This is a genomic window from Arthrobacter sp. Marseille-P9274 (assembly GCF_946892675.1).
Classification (GTDB): Bacteria; Actinomycetota; Actinomycetes; order Actinomycetales; family Micrococcaceae; genus Crystallibacter.
The window spans coordinates 1,965,973-1,983,576 of the sequence record NZ_CAMPOV010000001.1 but is presented as its reverse complement, the minus strand read 5'-3'; the positions used below and the strand labels follow the sequence as shown (position 1 = coordinate 1,983,576).

The following is a 17,604-nucleotide window of genomic DNA, read 5'->3' as shown; positions in this document are numbered from 1 at the left end:
CGCTGGCTGAGCGGGGGACGGGTTCGTCCCTCCGCGCGAAGAACCCGGCCCCGCTCAGCCAGGGGGGATTAGGAAAGGAAAAGTATGGGAGCCCAGATTCGGGTCTACCGCCAGAAGATCGCCTCGACGAGTTCGATGCGCAAGATGTTCAAGGCGATGGAACTGATCGCTGCCTCTCGTATTGGCAAGGCCCGCAGCCGGGTGGCTGCATCGCTGCCTTACGCCAATGCGATTACCCGTGCCGTTTCTGCTGTGGCATCGCAGTCCGAGATCGACCATCCGCTGACCACCGAACCGGAGCAGATCCGGCGGGCGGCCGTGCTGGTGCTGACCTCGGACCGCGGCCTGGCAGGGTCTTACTCGGCTTCGGTCCTGAAGCAGGCACAGTCCCTGACTGAGCTGCTGCGCGGAGAGGGCAAGGAAGTCCGGCACTACCTCGTCGGCCGCAAGGCGCAGGCTTACTTCGACTTCCGCGGTCTTGACTACCAGCAGGTATGGACCGGCGGAACCGATTCGCCGTCCTTCGACGTTGCACGCGAGATCGGCGATGTGGTCCTCGGAGCCTTCAACACGCCGTACGAAGACGGCGGCGTCGACGAGATCCACGTCGTCTACACGCGGTTCAAGTCCATGGTTTCCCAGGAGCCGACGGTCATCCGCCTGCTCCCGCTGGAGGTCGTGGAGCAGGAGGCAACGTCGGAGTCGGAGTTGCTGCCGCTGTACGAGTACGAGCCCGAGTCCGAGCAGGTCCTGGACGCTCTGCTGCCGCGCTACATCGAGTCGCGCATCTTTGCCGCGCTGCTCCAGGCTGCCGCCAGCGAGCTGGCCAACCGCCAACGGGCCATGAAGTCCGCCGGCGACAACGCGAACGAGCTGATCAAGAAGTACACGCGTTTGCGCAACAACGCACGCCAGGCCGAGATCACCCAGGAGCTCACCGAGATTGTCGGCGGCGCCGACGCACTGAGTGGGTCCTGACCGCCGGAGTCGAAGCACTCCATCAAGACCGTAAACTTAACCACGCATCTAACTGAGAAGTGAGAGAGATGACTGCCCAAACCATCGAGCACGGAACCGGTTCCGTCGCCTCGGGCGCCACTGGCCGTATCGCCCGTGTGATCGGCCCGGTTGTCGACGTCGAATTCCCGGCCGACGCAATCCCCGAGATGTACAACGCCCTGACCGCCGAGATCACCCTCAACGGCGAGACCCACACCATCACCTTCGAGACCTCGCAGCACCTGGGCGACAACCTGGTCCGCGCAATCTCGCTGCAGGCTACGGACGGCCTCGTTCGCGGCACGGCGGTTCATAACACCGGCGCGCCGATTTCCGTTCCGGTCGGCGACGGCGTCAAGGGCCACATCTTCAACGTGCTGGGCAAGCCGCTGGACGTCGACGAGAGCCAGCTGGAAATCACCGAGCGCTGGCCGATCCACCGCAAGGCTCCCCGCTTCGCGGACCTCGAAAGCTCCACCGAGATCCTCGAGACCGGCATCAAGGTCATCGACCTGCTGACCCCGTACATCAAGGGCGGCAAGATCGGCCTGTTCGGCGGCGCCGGCGTCGGCAAGACCGTGCTGATCCAGGAAATGATCACCCGTGTGGCCCGCAACTTCGGCGGTACCTCCGTGTTCGCCGGCGTCGGCGAGCGGACCCGTGAGGGCAATGACCTCTGGGTGGAAATGGAAGAGGCCGGCGTCCTGAAGGACACCGCCCTTGTCTTCGGCCAGATGGACGAGCCGCCGGGAACGCGCCTGCGCGTGGCACTGTCGGCCCTGACCATGGCGGAGTACTTCCGCGATGTGCAGAACCAGGACGTGCTGCTCTTCATCGACAACATCTTCCGCTTCACCCAGGCCGGTTCCGAGGTGTCGACCCTGCTGGGCCGCATGCCGTCCGCCGTGGGCTACCAGCCGAACCTGGCCGACGAAATGGGCCTCCTGCAGGAGCGCATCACCTCGACCAAGGGCCACTCGATCACGTCCATGCAGGCCATCTACGTGCCTGCTGACGACTACACCGACCCGGCTCCGGCAACGACCTTCGCCCACCTGGATGCGACCACGGAACTCTCGCGCGAAATCGCGTCCCGCGGTCTGTACCCGGCCGTGGACCCGCTGACCTCCACCTCGCGCATCCTGGACCCGCAGTACATCGGCCAGGCGCACTACGATGTGGCGATCCGCGTGAAGCAGATCCTGCAGAAGAACAAGGAACTCCAGGACATCATCGCGATCCTGGGTGTCGACGAACTGTCCGAAGAAGACAAGATCGTCGTCTCCCGCGCGCGCCGCATCCAGCAGTTCCTGTCGCAGAACACCTACACCGCCAAGCAGTTCACCGGCGTCGAAGGTTCGACCGTCTCCATCAAGGACACCGTCGAAGGCTTCAAGGCCATCTGCGACGGCGAGCTGGACCACATCGCCGAGCAGGCCTTCTTCAACGTCGGCGGCCTCGACGATGTCGAGCGGAACTGGGCCAAGATCCAGGAACAGACCGGTAAGTAAAGCCCATGGCTAACGAAACAGCTGATCTGGAAGTTGAGATTGTCGCAGCGGACCACTTCGTGTGGTCCGGGGCGGCGTCCTTGGTCAAGGCCCGTACCGCCGACGGCGAGATCGGGATCCTGCCCGGCCACACTCCGGTCCTGGCCATTCTTGCGCCCGGAGAACTGGCCATCCAGCCCGTCAACGGCGACCGCATCACTGTCACCGTCGACGGCGGGTTCTTCTCCGTTGACAGCAACCGGGTTGTGATCGTGGCGGACAACGCCACGGTCAACGACTTGGCCAAGGCTTAGGCCCAGCTGGCGGCGCCAGTGAACGAGCTATCCGTCGCGTTCGTTGTCCTTGCGGCATTGTTCGTGCTGCTCGTCCTGGCGCTGCTGGCTTTCGGGGTGCGCCGCTATCAACTGCGGCGCGCCCTGGGTACCTTCGATGCCTCCATTTGCCTGCTGCCCGGCAGCTGGCAAATGGGGGTTTGTCGTTATGCGGACAAGCACCTGGAATGGCTGCGGCTGTTCTCGCTCAGCCCCCGCCCGCGCCACCGGTTCCGGCGCAGTTCGCTCGAGCTGAAAGGCTGGCGCCAGCCCACCGAGGACGAACGGCTGCGGATCCAGCCCGGAGCCATCGTCGTGATGCTGACGCACGAGAAGCAGGAACTGCTGCTGGCGATGAACTTCGATGTCTACGCCGGGCTGTCCTCCTGGCTCGAAGCCGGTCCCGTGATCGGCATCGGAACGTGGCGCTGAGCGGCACGCGGCGGGCATGGACCGAAGACAGCGGCTCCCGACGGGGGCCGCTTTCGTTTTACCCATCTGACCCCCTATTAGGATGAGCACCATGGAAGACGTCATTGTCGTCACCGGACCCACCCGGCTTTCCGGGCAGGTCGACGTGGCCGGGGCCAAGAACAGCGTCCTGAAGCTGATGGCCGCTGTGCTGTTGGCCGAGGGCCGCTCCACCATCACCAATGTGCCCAACATCCAGGATGTCTGGATCATGGCCGAACTCCTGCGCCGGCTCGGCTGCGGCGTGGAGTACGACGTCGAGCGGGCGGCTGTGCACATCGACGTTCCGTCCGCGCCGGCGCACCAGGCGGACTACGACCTGGTCCGGGCCATGCGGGCCTCCATCTCCGTCCTGGGTCCGCTGGTGGCCCGGTGCCGGCAGGCCGAGGTGGCGCTTCCCGGCGGCGACGCCATCGGATCCCGCGGCCTGGACATGCACCGCAGCGGACTCGAGCTGATGGGCGCGGAGATCGTCATCGACCACGGGTACCTGGTAGCGAAGGCCCCCGACGGGCTGAAAGCCGCGCACCACCGCCTTTCCTTCCCTTCGGTCGGCGCCACCGAAAACCTGATGATGGCCGCCACCCTGGCCGAGGGCGTGACGACGATCGACAATGCCGCGCGGGAGCCGGAAATTTCCGACATCGCCCACCTCCTGGTCGCGATGGGCGCCCGCATCGAAGGGATCGGGTCGCCCACGCTGGTGGTTACCGGCGTCGAACGCCTCCGGCCGGTTACGCACCGCACGGTGCCGGACCGCATCGTCGCCGGTACCTGGGCCTTCGCGGCCGCGATAACGGGCGGCCGGGTCGATATCCGGCACGCCGACCCGTCCCATCTGGGGGTCGTCCTAGACAAACTGGAGCAGGCCGGGTGCGCGGTGGAGCGCCGCCAGGACGGTTTCATCGTGGAGGGCTCGGGAAGGCCGTGGCCGATCAACGTTTCCACGTTGCCCTATCCCGGATTCCCCACCGACCTGCAGCCCTTCGTGGTCGCGCTGAACGCCGTGGCCACGGGGAATGGAATGGTGACGGAGAACGTCTTCGAGGCGCGCTGGGGGTTCACGAATGAGCTGGCCCGCCTCGGCGCCATCGTGCGGCTGGACGGCCATCACGCCCTCATCAAGGGGGTCCCGCAGCTTTCCGGGGCGCCGGTGGAAGCCAACGATATCCGTGCCGGTGCGGCCCTCGTGATCGCCGGTCTGGTTGCCGACGGGATGACGGAGGTCAGGGGAGTGGACCACATCGACCGCGGCTACGAGAATTTCGATGCGAAACTCCGCGCCCTGGGGGCGCTCGTCGAACGGCGGGGTAACGAAGCGGATCCGCTGGCCAAGGCCAGGCTGCTGCGTTGAAGCAAGGAAGCCTCCCGGCTGACCGGGAGGCTTCCTTGCTGTCCGGCCTGCGCCGGGAAGCTAAAACGAGACTAGATAACGGTAACGCCGGTCGCCTGGGGGCCCTTGGCGCCCTGGCCGATCTCGAAGCTCACGCGCTGGTTCTCATCCAAGGTCTTGAATCCACCGGTCTGGATTTCGGAGTAGTGGACGAAAACGTCGCCCTCGGAATCATCCGGAGTGATGAAGCCGAAGCCCTTTTCAGCGTTGAACCACTTCACGGTCCCCTGTGCCATGTATTTCTCCTCATAACGGTACTTCTCAGACCGGCGCCCTTTGCGCCGGTCCTGGTCACTCCACGGAAGACCTCAAGGTCCGGCAGGCTGCCGAGGCGTTTGAGGAGCTTCACGCTCGCAACAACATGTCTTGCGAGCATGAAAAACTCACCTACACAAAGACTGAGTTAAGCATCACATAGGCATTTGGGCAGGTCAACGCTCACTTGCGAGATTCAACCTTTTGTTAAGCCAAAGTTCTCTGCGGCCTTCACGGCAGCCAGCGGCCCTTCCGGAGAACGGCATGCAGCCGCAGTTCCGGGGTCAGGACAACGACGTCGGCGCGGTAGCCGGCATGCAGGCTGCCCACCTCGTCCGCCAGGCCGAGGACGGCGGCAGGCACGCTCGTTGCGGACATCAGGGCTTCGGGGTACGGCACGCCGGAAGCGACGGCGGTGCGGACGACATCCAGCAGGGTCGAGGTGCTGCCGGCGAGTGTCTCGGTACCGGCCAGGGTCGCGCGGCCGCCGGTCACCGTGACCCGCCGGCCGCCGAGGCCGTACTCGCCGTCGTCGAGCCCCGCGGCCGCCATGGCATCGGAGACCAGCAGGATGTTGGCGGCTCCGACGAGTTCGAAAACGGTCAGGATGGTCTGCGGATCCAGATGCGTGCCGTCGGCAATCAGTTCCACCGCTGCGGCCCCGGCGGCGGCGGCACGCAGGCAGGCCGCCGCCGGCCCGGGGGACCGGTGGTGCAGCGGCGGCATGCCGTTGAACAGATGCGTCACGGTGGGGCGGACGCTGTAGCCGTCGAAGCCGGCGGACGCGAGCCCGTCGGACGCACGTGCCAGCGCCGCGGCGGCGGTGGCGGAATCGCAGGCGGTATGGCCGATCGAGGGGATGACGCCGTGGGCGGTTAGTTGATCGGCCAGTTCGTCGGCGCCGGGCACCTCGGGGGCGTAGGTCATGGTGCGGAGCCGGCCCCTGCCCGCTTCGATCAGCCGAGCCAGCAGCTCCAGGTCCGGGTCGCTGAGGTGTGCGGGCTCCAGGGCGCCGGAATACTCGGTCGAGACGAAGGGCCCCTCGGCGTGGATGCCGGCCAGCAGCCCGTCGGCACAGAGTCCGGCGAGGACCTGCAGGGCGGCCAGTGCCTGGGCCGGCGGCCCCGGAACCACGCTCGCCAGCAGCGTGGTCGTCCCGCTCCGGTGCAGGAACGCGGCAGCCCGGCGGACGGCGCCGTCGTCCGCCGAGGAAAAGTCGACCCCGTACCCGCCGTGGCAGTGCATGTCGACGAGCCCGGGCACCAGGACGCTGCCGGCCGGCAGCTCATGCTGTGGACGCCCTTCCGGTGAAAACTCCGGATACGGGCCCGCGAAAACCAGGCGGTCGCCGTCGTACGCCACGACCCCGTCCTCGACGACCGTTCCGTCGCTGACGATCCGCCCGCGGAGGAAGGCGCCGCCCGTTCCGATGTGGCCGCTGGCTTCCATGCCGACAGTCTAAACGCCGGCGTTGGGCTCAGAAGAGCCGGGACTCGATGTCGTCGACCCCGCGCATGGCGTCGTAGTCCAGTGTCAGGCAGTCGATGCCGCGGTCTTCGGCGAGGACCCGTGCCTGCGGCTTGATCTGCTGGGCGGCGAAAACACCCTTCACGGGCGCCAGCAGCGGGTCGCGGTTCAGCAGTTCGAGGTAACGGGTCAGCTGCTCCACGCCGTCGATGTCTCCCCGCCGCTTGAGTTCCACGGCGACCGTGCCGCCGTCGGCGTCGCGGGCCAGGAGGTCGACCGGTCCGATGGCCGTCATGTATTCGCGGCGGATCAGCGAGTAGCCGTCGCCCAGGGTGTGGATCTGCTCCGCAAGCAGCCGCTGCAAGTCGGCTTCCACGCCGTCCTTGACCAGCCCCGGGTCCACGCCCAGGTCATGGCTGAATTCGTGCAGCTGTTCGTGAATGTGGATGACGAGGCGGTCGTCGCTCTTCGCGTGCTGGACGTTCCATACCTCGGTGACGCCCTCGGGGCTGTCTCCCTCGACCGGCTCGTTCACGCGGAGCGTCGCGGGAGGGCTCATCCAGTTGAGCGGCTTGTAGGAGCCGCCGTCGGAATGGATCAGGACCGAGCCGTCCGCCTTCACCATGAGCAGCCGCGTGGCCAGGGGCAAATGGGCGCGGAGGCGGCCGATGTAATCAACAGAGCAACGGGCTATAACGAGACGCACAGTAGGCCACCTTACCGTCAGTTTGTCGAGCCCCGCCGGACGCGGGCAGAATGGGCCTATGCCCCGCTCCAATCGCCCGCGTCGCCGGCCGGCCCAGCCTTCGGGCAAGTGGAGCCGCGGCGCGGAGCTCGATCTGGAGCGGGCCCGCTTCGGCATTCCGGAGCGCCAGAGCGCGCCCGACGGCGAGTGGAATGTGCGGCGGATCACCCAGCGCAACGCCGTGAAGGACTACAGCTGCCCGGGCTGCGGCCTCAGCATCGCGCCCGGCGTGGAGCATGTCGTGGCCTGGCGGGAAGATTCCCTGTTTGGCGCCGAGGCGGCCCTGTCCGAGCGGCGGCACTGGCACCATCACTGCTGGAAGACCCGCAGCTTCCGTTACCGGGGCTGAACGTACCGGAGCTGAACGCCTGCCGACCCGCGGGACTCAGCGCCGGTCCTGCCGGACGATCACCACTTCCTTTAGCAGGAGCATGACCGCGGCGGCGGCCGGGATGGCCATCAGCGCGCCCAGCACGCCCATCAGCGTGCCGCCGGCAATGACCGCGATGACCGCCACGGCCCCGGGAACGGCCACCGCACGCTGCATGATCCGCGGCGAAACGAAGTACGCCTCGAACTGCAGGTAGGCGAAGTAGATCACGGCAAACAGCGCGGCGTTCTGCCAGCTCACCGTCAGCGCCACCAGCGAGACCATGACGCCGGCGATCATTGCTCCGACCAGCGGGATGAATGCCAGCAGCGCGACCAGGAACGCCAGCAGGACGCTGAAGGGGACGCCCGCGATGTTCATCGCGATGAAGGCCACGGTGGCGTTGATGAGCGCGACGCAGGCCTGCCCGATCACGTAGCTGCCGACGCTTCCGGTGATCTCCTCGGCGAGCACCTGCACCCGCTGGCGGCGGGAGCGCGGCGCGAGCCGGTACGCCCAGATCTTCAGGGCCGGCAGCGACGCCAGGAAATACAAGGTCAGCACCAGGACAATCAGGACTCCGAAGGCTCCCTGCAGGACGGCGCTGCCGACGCCGAGCACCCCGCCGAAGATGCCGGTCACGGCCTCGGAGTTGGCGAAGAACTTGGCTACTTCCTCCTCCACGCGGCTGCGGACCTGGAACTGCTGGTCGATGGACTGGAAGAACGCGGAATTGAGGAAGTTGTCGGCGTACTCCGGCCCGTTGGCCACGATCTGTGCCGTCTGGTTCACGATCGTGGGGATGAGCGTGGCAAAGAATGCGGCCAGCGCGCCCGCGAGGGCCAAAACGACGGCGACGACGCCCGCCGGCCGCGGCAGGCCTTTTTGTTCCAGCCAGCGGACGATCGGATCGAGGCCCAGAGAGATGAAGAGCGCGGCGGCAATCCAGCCCAGCAGCTGGCCGACATTGCTGAGGATGAAATACAGCAGCAGCGCCAGGCCCACGCCGACGGTGCCCATGAAGCCGAAGTGGATGGGGTGGCGGGCCGCGCCCTGGGTCCCGACGGCGGCCGCCATTGCCTTTTCCTCCTCCGGCGTCAGGGCATCCGGCGGCATCTCGAAGCGGACGCGCGGCTGGGCCCGGGGGAAAGACGCTCCGAGCCGGCCGAGGGCGTGCAGGACCGGCCTGCGGCCACCCGGGCCGGGTGCTGCGGCAGCCTCCGGCCCGGCGGCACCTGCGGGCGTGCCGCCGTCGCCTGGCTCCTGCGGCCCGGCAGGTCGTTCCTCGTGCTCCGTCAAGCGAATGCCCTGTTCAGTCGGCCCCGCGGCAGCGGGAAGATCGTTGTGCGAAAGACTATCGGCCTACCCGTCGCTCCCGGCGGCCGGTACAGCCGACAACGCACTCTAACAGGCAATTCGTTACCATAGGGTTATAAACACTGACCTCCCGGCCTGCAGCAGCCGGCCGGCGCGCGGCAGCGTCCGCAGCTGAGTTGGTGGTCAGGTCCGCTTCCCGTGACAAACGTTAGGTTTTTTTGTGCGTTCGAAGACTGCAATCGCCCTGATCGCAGCCGGCCTCGCGGCCATCTTGCTGGGCATCGGGTTCCGCACCATCTGGGCCCCGCCAGAGACGCTCTCGGCCAGCTACTCGGCCGGAGATTCGACGGCCCCGGTGACGGTGATCGAACCGGCAGTCTTCGGCGTCCACGATGAGCGCGTGGACATTTCGGTGGAGGCCGACGGCGAGTTCCTCCTTGCCGTGGGACGCGCGGGCGACGTCGATGCCTGGGTCGGCAAGGCCGCCCATACCTCCATCACCACCGTCGACGGCGGCCAGCTGCAGGCCGAGACCGTCAAGGGCGATGCCGAGGTGCCCAATCCCGCCGGTTCGGACCTGTGGGTCAGCGAGGAAACTGCCGACGGCCAGACCGACCACCGATGGATCGCGCCTGCGGACGGCGAGTGGTCCATCCTGCTGGCAGCCGACGGCAAGCAGCCCGCCCCGACCGCCGTCACCGTCAGCTGGCCGAACGACAACAGCGCACCCTGGGGAATCGTCCTGGTCATCGTCGGCGCGCTGCTAGCGGTGCTGGGTCTGGCGCTCGCAGCACTGGCCCGGCGGGGCGGACCCGGCTCCGACGCGGGCGAACCGACCGGCCGGCGTGCGGCCGCTGAGGCCTCCGGCTCGACGGCCTCCGGCACGGCGGGGGGCCAGCCGGCGCGCAGCGGCCTCCGCCTCCGCGCAGCAGAGTCGGCCCGTCCGGTGCTGGCCGTTGCTGCCGCGGGCCTCCTTGCTGCCAACGCCCTGCCGCCGGCCCACGCGGGGGAGACAGCCGCTCCGCAGGAAGCCGGCGATTCGTACCCCGTGCTCCTGGACGGGCAGCTCAACCGGATCCTGGACTCGGTGGAGGCCGCGGTGAGCGCAGGCGACTCCGCGCGGGACGCCAAGGAGCTGGCTCCGCGGGTCGGCGGTTCCGCGCTGACCCTGCGCACGGCGAACTACACGGTGCGCGCCGAAAACGGCGAGGTGGCAGCGCCCGCCCCGGTGTCAGCCGAGCCGCTGAAGACCGCCATGGTGGGAACCACCGCCGCCTGGCCGCGCACCGCCGTCGCCGTCACCCAGGGCAAGGAGAACCCGGTGCCGCAGGTCATCGTGCTCTCGCAGGCCGGTCCGCGGGACAACTACAAGATGGTCGAGGCGGTGCAGATGCTGCCCGGCACCACCTTCCCGCAGGTCGCCAGCGAAGGCGGCGGAACCCCGGCCATTGCCGCGGACTCCGCGGAAGGCCTGCTCCACGCGCCGCAGCAGGCGCTCGAAGTGCTGGCCGCCAACCTCAACACCGGCAAGAACCAGGACAAGGTCGGCAAGAACACCTTCGCCGAGCAGATCCGCGCCTTCCAGGACTCGCAGGTCAAGGCGAACAAGAACGCAGACATCACCTTCAGCCGCAAGGTGGACTCGGAATCGGTGCGGGCACTGAAAACGGCCGACGGCGGTGCCATGGTTTTCGGCTACATCCGCAATGTCATGAGCAGCGTTCCGGCCGAGCCCGGTGCCACCGTCGAGCTCTCCGACGAATTCGCCGCGCTGGCCGGGAAGGATTCCACGACGTCGGGCGTGGATGTCACGTACGGCGAGTCCGTGGCGGTTTACGTCCCGCCGGCCGGGGCCAAGGATCCCATTTCGGTCATCGGCGTGGCGCAGGACCTCGTGGACGCCAAGCTCAAGTAGAGCGGAGGCGGGCGGCGGATTCCTTCCGCCGCCCGCGATCGTACTAGGGTGATGTCATGACCACTCCAGCTTCAGGGCGGGGCCCTGCGCCAGCATCTGTCAACCTCCGCGGGGCCGTGGATCTGTCGTCGCTCAAGCGGCCGCAGGCTCCGGCAGCGGCTCCGGGACAGGGCGGTCCGGGCCAGCCGGAGGGATCGGCGCAAGGGCGCCCGGCCTACATCGTCGAGGTCAACCAGGAGAGCTTTTCGGCTCTGGTCCAGCTCTCCGCGCAGGTCCCCGTCGTCGTTGAGCTGACGGCGCCGTGGAGCGACCAGGCCCAGCAGCTTTCGGCCGTCACGGAGAAGGTGGCCACGGAGTACGCCGGCCGGTTCGTGCTGGGCCGCGTGGACGTGGATGCCAACCCGCAGATCGGCCAGGCGTTCCAGCTGCAAAGCGTTCCGGCGGCGGTGGCGCTGCTCAAGGGGCAGCCGATTCCGCTCTTCCAGGGGGCCGCCAGCGAGGAGGAACTGCGGTCCTTCGTCGCCGAACTGCTCAAGGTCGCCGAGGCGAACGGCGTCACCGGCACTGCGCCGTCGGCCGCCGGTGAACCCCAGGAGGAGCCGCCGCTGCCGCCGCTGCACCAGGAGGCCTTCGACGCCATCGAGGCCGGTAACTATGCGGCCGCAGCTGCGGCCTACCGCAAGGCCCTGGCCGAGGCACCCGCGGACAACGACGCCCGCAGCGGCCTCGCTCAGGTGGAGCTGATGCAGCGCCTGGAGGGAGCGGACGCCAACGCGATTCGCGAAGCCGCGGCCTCTGCGCCGGACGACGTGGCGGCGCAGCTGGCCGTCGCGGACCTCGATGTCTCCGGCGGCCATGTCGAAGATGCGTTTGCCCGGCTGGTGAAGTTCGTCGGCCTGCATTCCGGCGAGGACCGGGAGGCCGCCCGGGCACGCCTGGTGGAGCTGTTCGAAGTGATCGGCACGGCGGACCCGCGCGTCTCGAAGGCACGCCAGGCGCTGGCCCGGGCCCTGTTCTAAATGCCCTCGCAGCTGTTCAGCCCCCTCACGCTGCGCGGCCTCACGCTGGCCCACCGGGGCTGGGTCGCGCCCATGTGCCAGTACTCGGTACGCAGCGCCGACGAGCCCGGAACACCGAACGACTGGCACCTGGTGCACCTGGGACAGTTCGCTGCGGGGGGAGCGGCCCTCATCCTGACCGAGGCCACTGCGGTCAACGCCGCCGGCAGGATCAGCCCGCGTGACACGGGCATCTGGACGGACGAGCAGGCCGAACGCTGGAGCAGGATCACGGATTTCGTTCACCGCAACGGTCCCGGCGGTACGAAGATCGGCATCCAGCTCGCCCATGCGGGCCGCAAGGCGTCGACCTACTGGCCATTCGCCGCCGAAAGCGGCAGCGTTCCGGCGGCCCAGGGAGGCTGGCAGACGGTGGGGTCCACCGCGGAACCCTTCGGCCCCTTGGCCGCCCCGCAGGAGCTCGATGAGGCGGGCATCGCCGGCGTGGTCGATGATTTCCGGGCCGCCGCCGCCCGGGCGGTCTGGGCCGGGTTCGACACCATCGAACTGCACGCCGCCCACGGCTACCTGCTCCACCAGTTCCTGAGTCCGCTCGTGAACACGCGGGGTGACATGTGGGGCGGTTCCGCGGCCAACCGGAGCCGCTTGCTGCTGGCCGTGGTGGACGCCGTGCGGACCGTCATCCCGGACCGGATGCCGCTGTTGCTGCGCGTTTCGGCCTCGGACTGGGCCCAGGGAGGGCTCGAACCGGACGAGGTCGCGGCCATCGCGCTGGCCGCGGGCGAACGCGGTGTGGACCTGGTCGACGTCTCGAGCGGCGGAGCCGTCCCCGGGCTGCAGATTCCGCTGGAACCCGGCTACCAGGTGCCTTTCGCTGCCCGGATCCGCCGGGCCACCGGACTGCCCGTGGGCGCGGTAGGCCTGATCTCCTCGGCGCGCCATGCCGAACAGATCGTCGCCGACGGCGATGCCCACGCGGTCCTGCTGGCCCGTGCCGCCCTCCGCGATCCGCATTGGTGGCTGCGCGCCGCCGTCGAACTCGGCGTGGACCTGCCCTGGGCGGCGCAGTATGAACGCGCCGCCGTGGCGGAGGATTTTTAGTCCTTGCGGATGATGTGATCATGGCGGGCCGCTTGTTAGTTTGGCCTCATGACTTTGCCCGACTTTGTCCATCCTGCCGGCCCCGGGCCGCGGGAACCCTTGCCCGGCACGGGCGCCAGCGACGCAGGCCCGCACCATCCGCAGCCGGCGGCTCCTGCGCTGGCCCTGCGCGGCCTGGCCAAACGTTTCGGCGGGAAGATCGCGGTCAACGGAATCAACCTTGACGTGCCGTCGGGTTCCTTCTACGGCCTGGTCGGTCCGAACGGCGCCGGAAAGACCACCACGTTGTCCATGGCGACCGGGATGCTGCGTCCGGACTACGGACAGGTGTGGGTCCACGGGACCGACGTCTGGGCGCAGCCGCTGGCAGCCAAGAAACTGATGGGCGTCTTGCCGGACGGCGTGCGGCTCTTCGACCGGCTCACGGGCGAACAGCTGGTGACCTACGCCGGCCTGCTGCGGGGGATGGACCGCGACATGGTGGCCTCCCGCGTCGCGGATCTGCTGCGCGCCCTGGACCTCGCCAACGACGCCGGGACACTGGTCGTGGACTATTCCGCCGGCATGACGAAGAAGATCGCGCTCGCTTCCGCCCTGATCCATGCGCCGAGGCTGCTGGTCCTGGACGAACCGTTCGAAGCTGTCGACCCGGTATCGGCCGCCAACATCCGCGACATCCTCCACGACTATGTTGCCTCCGGCGGCACCGTCATCGTCTCCAGCCACGTCATGGACCTGGTGCAGCGCATGTGCGACCACGTGGCCGTCATCGCGCAGGGAAACGTCCTGGCGGCCGGGACGGTGGACGAGGTCCGCGACGGCGCCAGCCTTGAGGACCGCTTTGTCCAGCTGGTCGGGGGCCGCGGCCAGTCGGAAGGACTGTCGTGGTTGCGCACCTCCTAAGGCTCAAACTCACCCTGCTGCGCAACGGATTCAAGCGCAGCCCCTGGCAGTTGGTCGGCGTCATCCTCGGCGCGGTGTACGCCGTGGGCGTGCTCGGCATGCTGCTGGTGGGGCTGGTCTTCCTGGGCAGCGGCGAACCGGAGGTCGCCAGGACGGCCATCATCCTCGCCGGATCCGCGGTCTTCCTCGGCTGGGCGCTGATTCCGATGGTTGCCACCGGGGTGGACATGACCCTGGACCCGGCCCGTTTCGTGACCTTCGCGATCCCGATGCCGCAGATGCTTGCGGGGCTGGCCCTGGGCGGGCTGATCGGCGTTCCCGGAGCCGTCACGCTGCTCGCCTCGCTTGCGCAGGCCGCGGCCTGGTGGCAGCATCCGGCGGCGATGATTGCCGCGGTGGTCTGCGCTGCCGTAGCGGCTTTGACCGCCGTGTTGCTTTCCCGCCTGACGACCTCGGCCTCGACCACGCTGGCGAGCTCGCGCCGGTTCAAGGACCTGAGCGGCGTGATCGGCATCATTCCCCTCATGCTGCTCGGCCCGATCATCATCGGAATCACGGAGGGGCTGGAGAGCTCGCAGGACTTCCTGCCAGCCCTGGCCGAAACGCTGGCGTGGACCCCGCTGGGCAGCATCTGGGCGGTCCCCGGGGACATCGCCGTCGGCCATTGGGGCGCCGCGGCGGCGCGCTTCGTCATCGGCGTTGCCTTCCTGGTGCTCATTGCCTGGCTGTGGAAGCTCAGTCTCGCCCGGGCCCTGGTCACGCCGCCCTACAACGCGGTGACGCGCCGCGGGGCCGGCAAGCTCGGCTGGTTCTCCCGGTTCTCCGCCACGCCGACGGGGGCGGTGGCGGCGCGGGCGCTGACCTACTGGTTCAAGGATCCGCGCTATGGGGCCTCCCTGATCTCCATCCCGCTGATTCCCGTGGTGATGGCCTTCGCGTTCGCGCCCATGGGAGACTTCGGCTTCATGCTGTGGCTCGGGCCCATCATGGCGTTCCTGCTCTCGTTTGCGATCTCGGCGGACATTTCCTACGACAACACCGCATTCGCCCTCCACGTCACCTCCGGTGTCAGCGGAAGAGCGGACCGGGCCGGCCGGGTCATTGCCTGCGCGGTGTTCGCGCTGCCCGTGACCTTGGTCTTCGCCGTGGCGCCGTTCTTCTTCCTCGGTTCCTGGCAGCTGCTTCCGGCCACGCTGGGACTGTCACTGGGGGTGCTGCTCAGCGGCCTGGGCCTGTCCAGCGTGGTGTCCGCTCGGTACACCTACAACGTGCCGCTGCCGGGCGAAAGCCCCTTCAAGACACCCCCGGGGTCCACCGCGCGGATGATGATCGTGCAGATGCTGGGCATGCTGGTGCTGGTCCTGATCGCCCTGCCGGAAGCTGCCCTGGCGCTGGCAGCCCTGCTGACCGGCGCGCCGCTGTTCAGCTGGCTCGCGCTGGCGGTGGGGCTGGTGCTCGGCACGGCCCTGCTGGTGATTGGCGTGCGGGTCGGCGGGGCATGGTACGACAGACGCGCGCCGGAACTGCTGCAGGCCGTCGCGATCAACAAGTGAGCCGCCGAGGGAGACGAGCGGCTAAGATGGTCCCATGACTTTGCCCCCTGATCCATTCGAGAACGACCCGTACCGCCAGCCCCAGGGGCCGGGCGGTTCGACCGCGACGATTGAACGGGAAGAGCAGCGCGAAGAGCTCGAGCCGGGCGACCGGGAGCGGTTTGCCCATTACGTGCGCAAGGAAAAGATCATGGAGTCCGCGCTCTCGGGCGAGCCCGTGATCGCGCTCTGCGGTAAGGTGTGGGTTCCCGGCCGGGATCCCAAAAAGTTCCCCGTCTGCCCGGAATGCAAGGAGATCTATGAAGGACTCCGCCCGGGCAAGGATGGCTCCGGAAACGACAAGTAGCGTTTGACACGCCTTCGGCCAGCCGGCTGACCCGCCGGCTGGCCGTGTCTTTGGCGTGCCCGCATGCCGCAAACGATCAATCAACCGCACTGCAAGGAGCTTTCGCCCAGATGAGCCAGGAGACGACTCTTTTCGGTTCCGGCCCGGCGCTGCCTCCGGCCTACCCGGAGCGCGCGGCGTGGGGGACCGCACCCAAGCTGCGCCAGTGGCAGGCCGAGGCGCTGGAAAAATACTTCACCCTCGCGCCCCGGGACTTCCTCGCCGTCGCAACTCCCGGAGCAGGCAAGACCACTTTCGCGCTCCGGGTTGCCACGGAGCTCGTGGAACGCGGCACCGTCAACCGGATCGTCGTCGTCGCCCCCACGGACCACCTCAAGCGCCAGTGGGCCGATGCGGCCGCCCGTGTGGGCCTGTCCATCGACCCCAACTTCAAGAACTCCGACGGCCAGCACGGCAAGGATTTCATCGGCGTCGCGGTCACTTATGCCCAGGTGGCCATGAAGCCGATGCTGCACCGGGCCAAAACCGAGGCGGCCCGGACGCTGGTGATCCTCGACGAGATCCACCATGGCGGCGACGCGCTCAGCTGGGGCGACGGCATCCGCGAGGCGTTCGATCCGGCCACGCGGCGGCTCGCGCTCACGGGCACGCCGTTCCGTTCGGACACGGCCGCCATCCCCTTCGTGGAGTATGCCGAGGACAGGGACGGCATCCGCCGCTCCAAGGCGGACTACACCTACGGCTACGGGAATGCCCTGCGGGACCACGTGGTGCGCCCCGTGATCTTCATGGCCTATTCCGGCCAGATGCGCTGGCGGACCAGCGCCGGGGACGAGTTCTCGGCGTCATTGGGCGAAGCCGCCGTCACCAAGGACATCACCGCCCAGGCGTGGCGGACAGCGCTGAACCCGCAGGGGCAGTGGATTCCGTCGGTGCTGGCCGCCGCTGACAAGCGCCTGACCGAGGTGCGCCGCACCGTCCCGGACTCGGGCGGCCTGGTCATCGCCACGGACCACGAGGACGCGCGGGCCTACGCCGGCCAGCTGAAGAAGATCACCGGCGAATCGCCCACGGTCATCCTCTCCGATGATGCCGGCGCCTCCGAAAAGATCGAGGAGTTCTCCGCCGGGGAAACGCGCTGGATGGTCGCAGTGCGCATGGTCTCCGAAGGCGTGGACGTCCCGCGTCTTTCCGTGGGCGTCTATGCGACGTCGACGGCGACGCCCCTGTTCTTCGCCCAGGCCATCGGCCGCTTCGTCCGCGCCCGGAAGCGCGGCGAGACCGCGTCCGTGTTCCTGCCGTCGGTGCCGAACCTGATGGAGCTGGCCAACCAGATGGAGCTGGAGCGCGACCACGCGCTGGACCGGCCGGACAAGGACAACGACGAGGGCTTCATCCCCGAAGAGGCCCTGATGGAGCAGGCCAACCGCGAGGAGAAGGCCTCCGACGAGCTCACCCGGCAGAAGTTCGAGGCCCTCGAATCGCAGGCGTCCTTTGACCGCGTCCTCTTCGACGGCGGCGAGTTCGGCACCGGCGGCGAGCTTGGTTCGGAAGACGAACTCGATTTCCTCGGCATTCCGGGCCTCCTGGATGCCGAGCAGGTCGGCCAGCTGCTGCGGCAGCGCCAGCAGGAGCAGCAGTCGCGCAAGCGCCGCCAAGGTGCAGCCGCTCCCGCTCCCGAACCCCACGTCGTCGACCACCGCCAGCTGACGGAGCTGCGCAACCAGCTGGCCAAGAACGTCTCCGCCTGGTCGGCCCGTTCAGGCATGCCGCATGGGGTGGTGCATTCGGAACTGCGGCGGATCTGCGGCGGCCCGGCGGTCGCCCAGGCGAACGAGGAGCAGCTGAACAAGCGCCTGAAGAAACTCCAGGACTGGTTCATCGGCCGCAAGTAGCCCGGGCCGCCGTCAGTCCTGCCCGGGCCGCCG

The 17,604-nt window shown here is 68.2% G+C and carries 17 protein-coding genes; 13 read left to right on the top strand and 4 right to left on the bottom strand.

Annotation, left to right across the window (positions count from 1 at the left end):
• The first annotated feature begins 84 nt into the window (after positions 1-84).
• From OC550_RS09040 to murA, 5 genes are all read left to right on the top strand, one after another.
• The gene (locus OC550_RS09040; RefSeq protein ID WP_262105312.1) at positions 85-978 is read left to right on the top strand and encodes a F0F1 ATP synthase subunit gamma; all 894 of its coding nucleotides are present in this window, start codon (positions 85-87) and stop codon (positions 976-978) included.
• A 68-nt stretch (positions 979-1,046) separates the two neighbouring features.
• The gene (gene atpD, locus OC550_RS09035; protein ID WP_262105311.1) at positions 1,047-2,510 is read left to right on the top strand and encodes a F0F1 ATP synthase subunit beta; all 1,464 of its coding nucleotides are present in this window, start codon (positions 1,047-1,049) and stop codon (positions 2,508-2,510) included.
• 5 nt (positions 2,511-2,515) lie between these two features.
• Positions 2,516-2,803 carry a F0F1 ATP synthase subunit epsilon gene (locus tag OC550_RS09030; protein ID WP_262105310.1) on the top strand — a complete coding sequence of 96 codons (288 nt, stop codon included), beginning with the start codon at positions 2,516-2,518 and terminating at the stop codon, positions 2,801-2,803.
• Positions 2,804-2,821: 18 nt separating this feature from the next.
• Complete coding sequence (locus tag OC550_RS09025) at positions 2,822-3,253, top strand: DUF2550 domain-containing protein (protein WP_262105309.1); 432 nt, start codon at positions 2,822-2,824, stop codon at positions 3,251-3,253.
• Positions 3,254-3,344: 91 nt separating this feature from the next.
• The gene (gene murA / locus OC550_RS09020) at positions 3,345-4,646 is read left to right on the top strand and encodes a UDP-N-acetylglucosamine 1-carboxyvinyltransferase (RefSeq protein WP_262105308.1); all 1,302 of its coding nucleotides are present in this window, start codon (positions 3,345-3,347) and stop codon (positions 4,644-4,646) included.
• Positions 4,647-4,717: 71 nt separating this feature from the next.
• Here murA and OC550_RS09015 read toward each other — a convergent pair whose 3' ends face one another.
• The 3 genes from OC550_RS09015 to nucS all read right to left on the bottom strand — a co-directional run bounded on the left by OC550_RS09015 (position 4,718) and on the right by nucS (position 7,113).
• The gene (locus tag OC550_RS09015) at positions 4,718-4,921 is read right to left on the bottom strand and encodes a cold-shock protein (protein ID WP_005268536.1); all 204 of its coding nucleotides are present in this window, start codon (positions 4,919-4,921) and stop codon (positions 4,718-4,720) included.
• Positions 4,922-5,171: 250 nt separating this feature from the next.
• On the bottom strand, positions 5,172-6,389 hold the full coding sequence (locus tag OC550_RS09010) for an N-acetylglucosamine-6-phosphate deacetylase (RefSeq protein WP_262105305.1): 1,218 nt from the start codon (positions 6,387-6,389) through the stop codon (positions 5,172-5,174).
• Between the two features lie 28 nt (positions 6,390-6,417).
• Entirely contained in the window at positions 6,418-7,113 is a 696-nt protein-coding gene (nucS, locus tag OC550_RS09005; RefSeq protein WP_262105304.1) for an endonuclease NucS, read from the bottom strand.
• 58 nt (positions 7,114-7,171) lie between these two features.
• Between nucS and OC550_RS09000 the strand changes: the two genes are divergently transcribed.
• A complete protein-coding gene (locus OC550_RS09000; protein ID WP_262105302.1) occupies positions 7,172-7,501 on the top strand; it encodes a hypothetical protein in 330 nt (109 codons plus the stop codon).
• 36 nt (positions 7,502-7,537) lie between these two features.
• On the opposite strand, the gene OC550_RS08995 is transcribed toward OC550_RS09000, so the two are convergent.
• Positions 7,538-8,821 carry an AI-2E family transporter gene (locus tag OC550_RS08995; protein WP_262105300.1) on the bottom strand — a complete coding sequence of 428 codons (1,284 nt, stop codon included), beginning with the start codon at positions 8,819-8,821 and terminating at the stop codon, positions 7,538-7,540.
• Between the two features lie 238 nt (positions 8,822-9,059).
• Here OC550_RS08995 and OC550_RS08990 point away from each other — a divergent pair, with 238 nt between their 5' ends.
• From OC550_RS08990 to OC550_RS08960, 7 genes are all read left to right on the top strand, one after another.
• The gene (locus tag OC550_RS08990; protein WP_262105298.1) at positions 9,060-10,754 is read left to right on the top strand and encodes a hypothetical protein; all 1,695 of its coding nucleotides are present in this window, start codon (positions 9,060-9,062) and stop codon (positions 10,752-10,754) included.
• Positions 10,755-10,810: 56 nt separating this feature from the next.
• Positions 10,811-11,773: a tetratricopeptide repeat protein gene (locus OC550_RS08985; protein WP_262105297.1), complete on the top strand. Its 963-nt coding sequence runs from the start codon at positions 10,811-10,813 to the stop codon at positions 11,771-11,773.
• Entirely contained in the window at positions 11,774-12,874 is a 1,101-nt protein-coding gene (locus tag OC550_RS08980; protein ID WP_262105295.1) for an NADH:flavin oxidoreductase/NADH oxidase, read from the top strand.
• Positions 12,875-12,922: 48 nt separating this feature from the next.
• Positions 12,923-13,777, top strand: coding sequence for an ABC transporter ATP-binding protein (locus OC550_RS08975; RefSeq protein ID WP_262105293.1), 855 nt, complete (start codon positions 12,923-12,925; stop codon positions 13,775-13,777).
• The gene (locus OC550_RS08970) at positions 13,759-15,330 is read left to right on the top strand and encodes a transporter (RefSeq protein WP_262105291.1); all 1,572 of its coding nucleotides are present in this window, start codon (positions 13,759-13,761) and stop codon (positions 15,328-15,330) included. Before OC550_RS08975 ends, OC550_RS08970 begins: the two co-directional genes overlap by 19 nt.
• Positions 15,331-15,364: 34 nt before the next feature.
• Positions 15,365-15,676: a DUF3039 domain-containing protein gene (locus OC550_RS08965; protein ID WP_262105290.1), complete on the top strand. Its 312-nt coding sequence runs from the start codon at positions 15,365-15,367 to the stop codon at positions 15,674-15,676.
• A 110-nt stretch (positions 15,677-15,786) separates the two neighbouring features.
• On the top strand, positions 15,787-17,571 hold the full coding sequence (locus OC550_RS08960) for a DEAD/DEAH box helicase (protein WP_262105288.1): 1,785 nt from the start codon (positions 15,787-15,789) through the stop codon (positions 17,569-17,571).
• The last annotated feature ends 33 nt before the right edge of the window (positions 17,572-17,604 follow it).

What these genes read in the sequence shown, in the direction of transcription:
- OC550_RS08980 (WP_262105295.1), top strand. Translation starts at nt 11,774, where the DNA reads ATGCCCTCGCAGCTGTTCAGCCCCCTCACGCTGCGCGGCCTCACGCTG.
- OC550_RS08960 (WP_262105288.1), top strand. Translation starts at nt 15,787, where the DNA reads ATGAGCCAGGAGACGACTCTTTTCGGTTCCGGCCCGGCGCTGCCTCCG.
- OC550_RS08985 (WP_262105297.1), top strand. Translation starts at nt 10,811, where the DNA reads ATGACCACTCCAGCTTCAGGGCGGGGCCCTGCGCCAGCATCTGTCAAC.
- OC550_RS08965 (WP_262105290.1), top strand. Translation starts at nt 15,365, where the DNA reads ATGACTTTGCCCCCTGATCCATTCGAGAACGACCCGTACCGCCAGCCC.
- OC550_RS09030 (WP_262105310.1), top strand. Translation starts at nt 2,516, where the DNA reads ATGGCTAACGAAACAGCTGATCTGGAAGTTGAGATTGTCGCAGCGGAC.
- OC550_RS09010 (WP_262105305.1), bottom strand. Translation starts at nt 6,389, where the DNA reads ATGGAAGCCAGCGGCCACATCGGAACGGGCGGCGCCTTCCTCCGCGGG.
- atpD (WP_262105311.1), top strand. Translation starts at nt 1,047, where the DNA reads ATGACTGCCCAAACCATCGAGCACGGAACCGGTTCCGTCGCCTCGGGC.
- OC550_RS09015 (WP_005268536.1), bottom strand. Translation starts at nt 4,921, where the DNA reads ATGGCACAGGGGACCGTGAAGTGGTTCAACGCTGAAAAGGGCTTCGGC.
- OC550_RS09040 (WP_262105312.1), top strand. Translation starts at nt 85, where the DNA reads ATGGGAGCCCAGATTCGGGTCTACCGCCAGAAGATCGCCTCGACGAGT.
- OC550_RS08975 (WP_262105293.1), top strand. Translation starts at nt 12,923, where the DNA reads ATGACTTTGCCCGACTTTGTCCATCCTGCCGGCCCCGGGCCGCGGGAA.
- OC550_RS09000 (WP_262105302.1), top strand. Translation starts at nt 7,172, where the DNA reads ATGCCCCGCTCCAATCGCCCGCGTCGCCGGCCGGCCCAGCCTTCGGGC.
- murA (WP_262105308.1), top strand. Translation starts at nt 3,345, where the DNA reads ATGGAAGACGTCATTGTCGTCACCGGACCCACCCGGCTTTCCGGGCAG.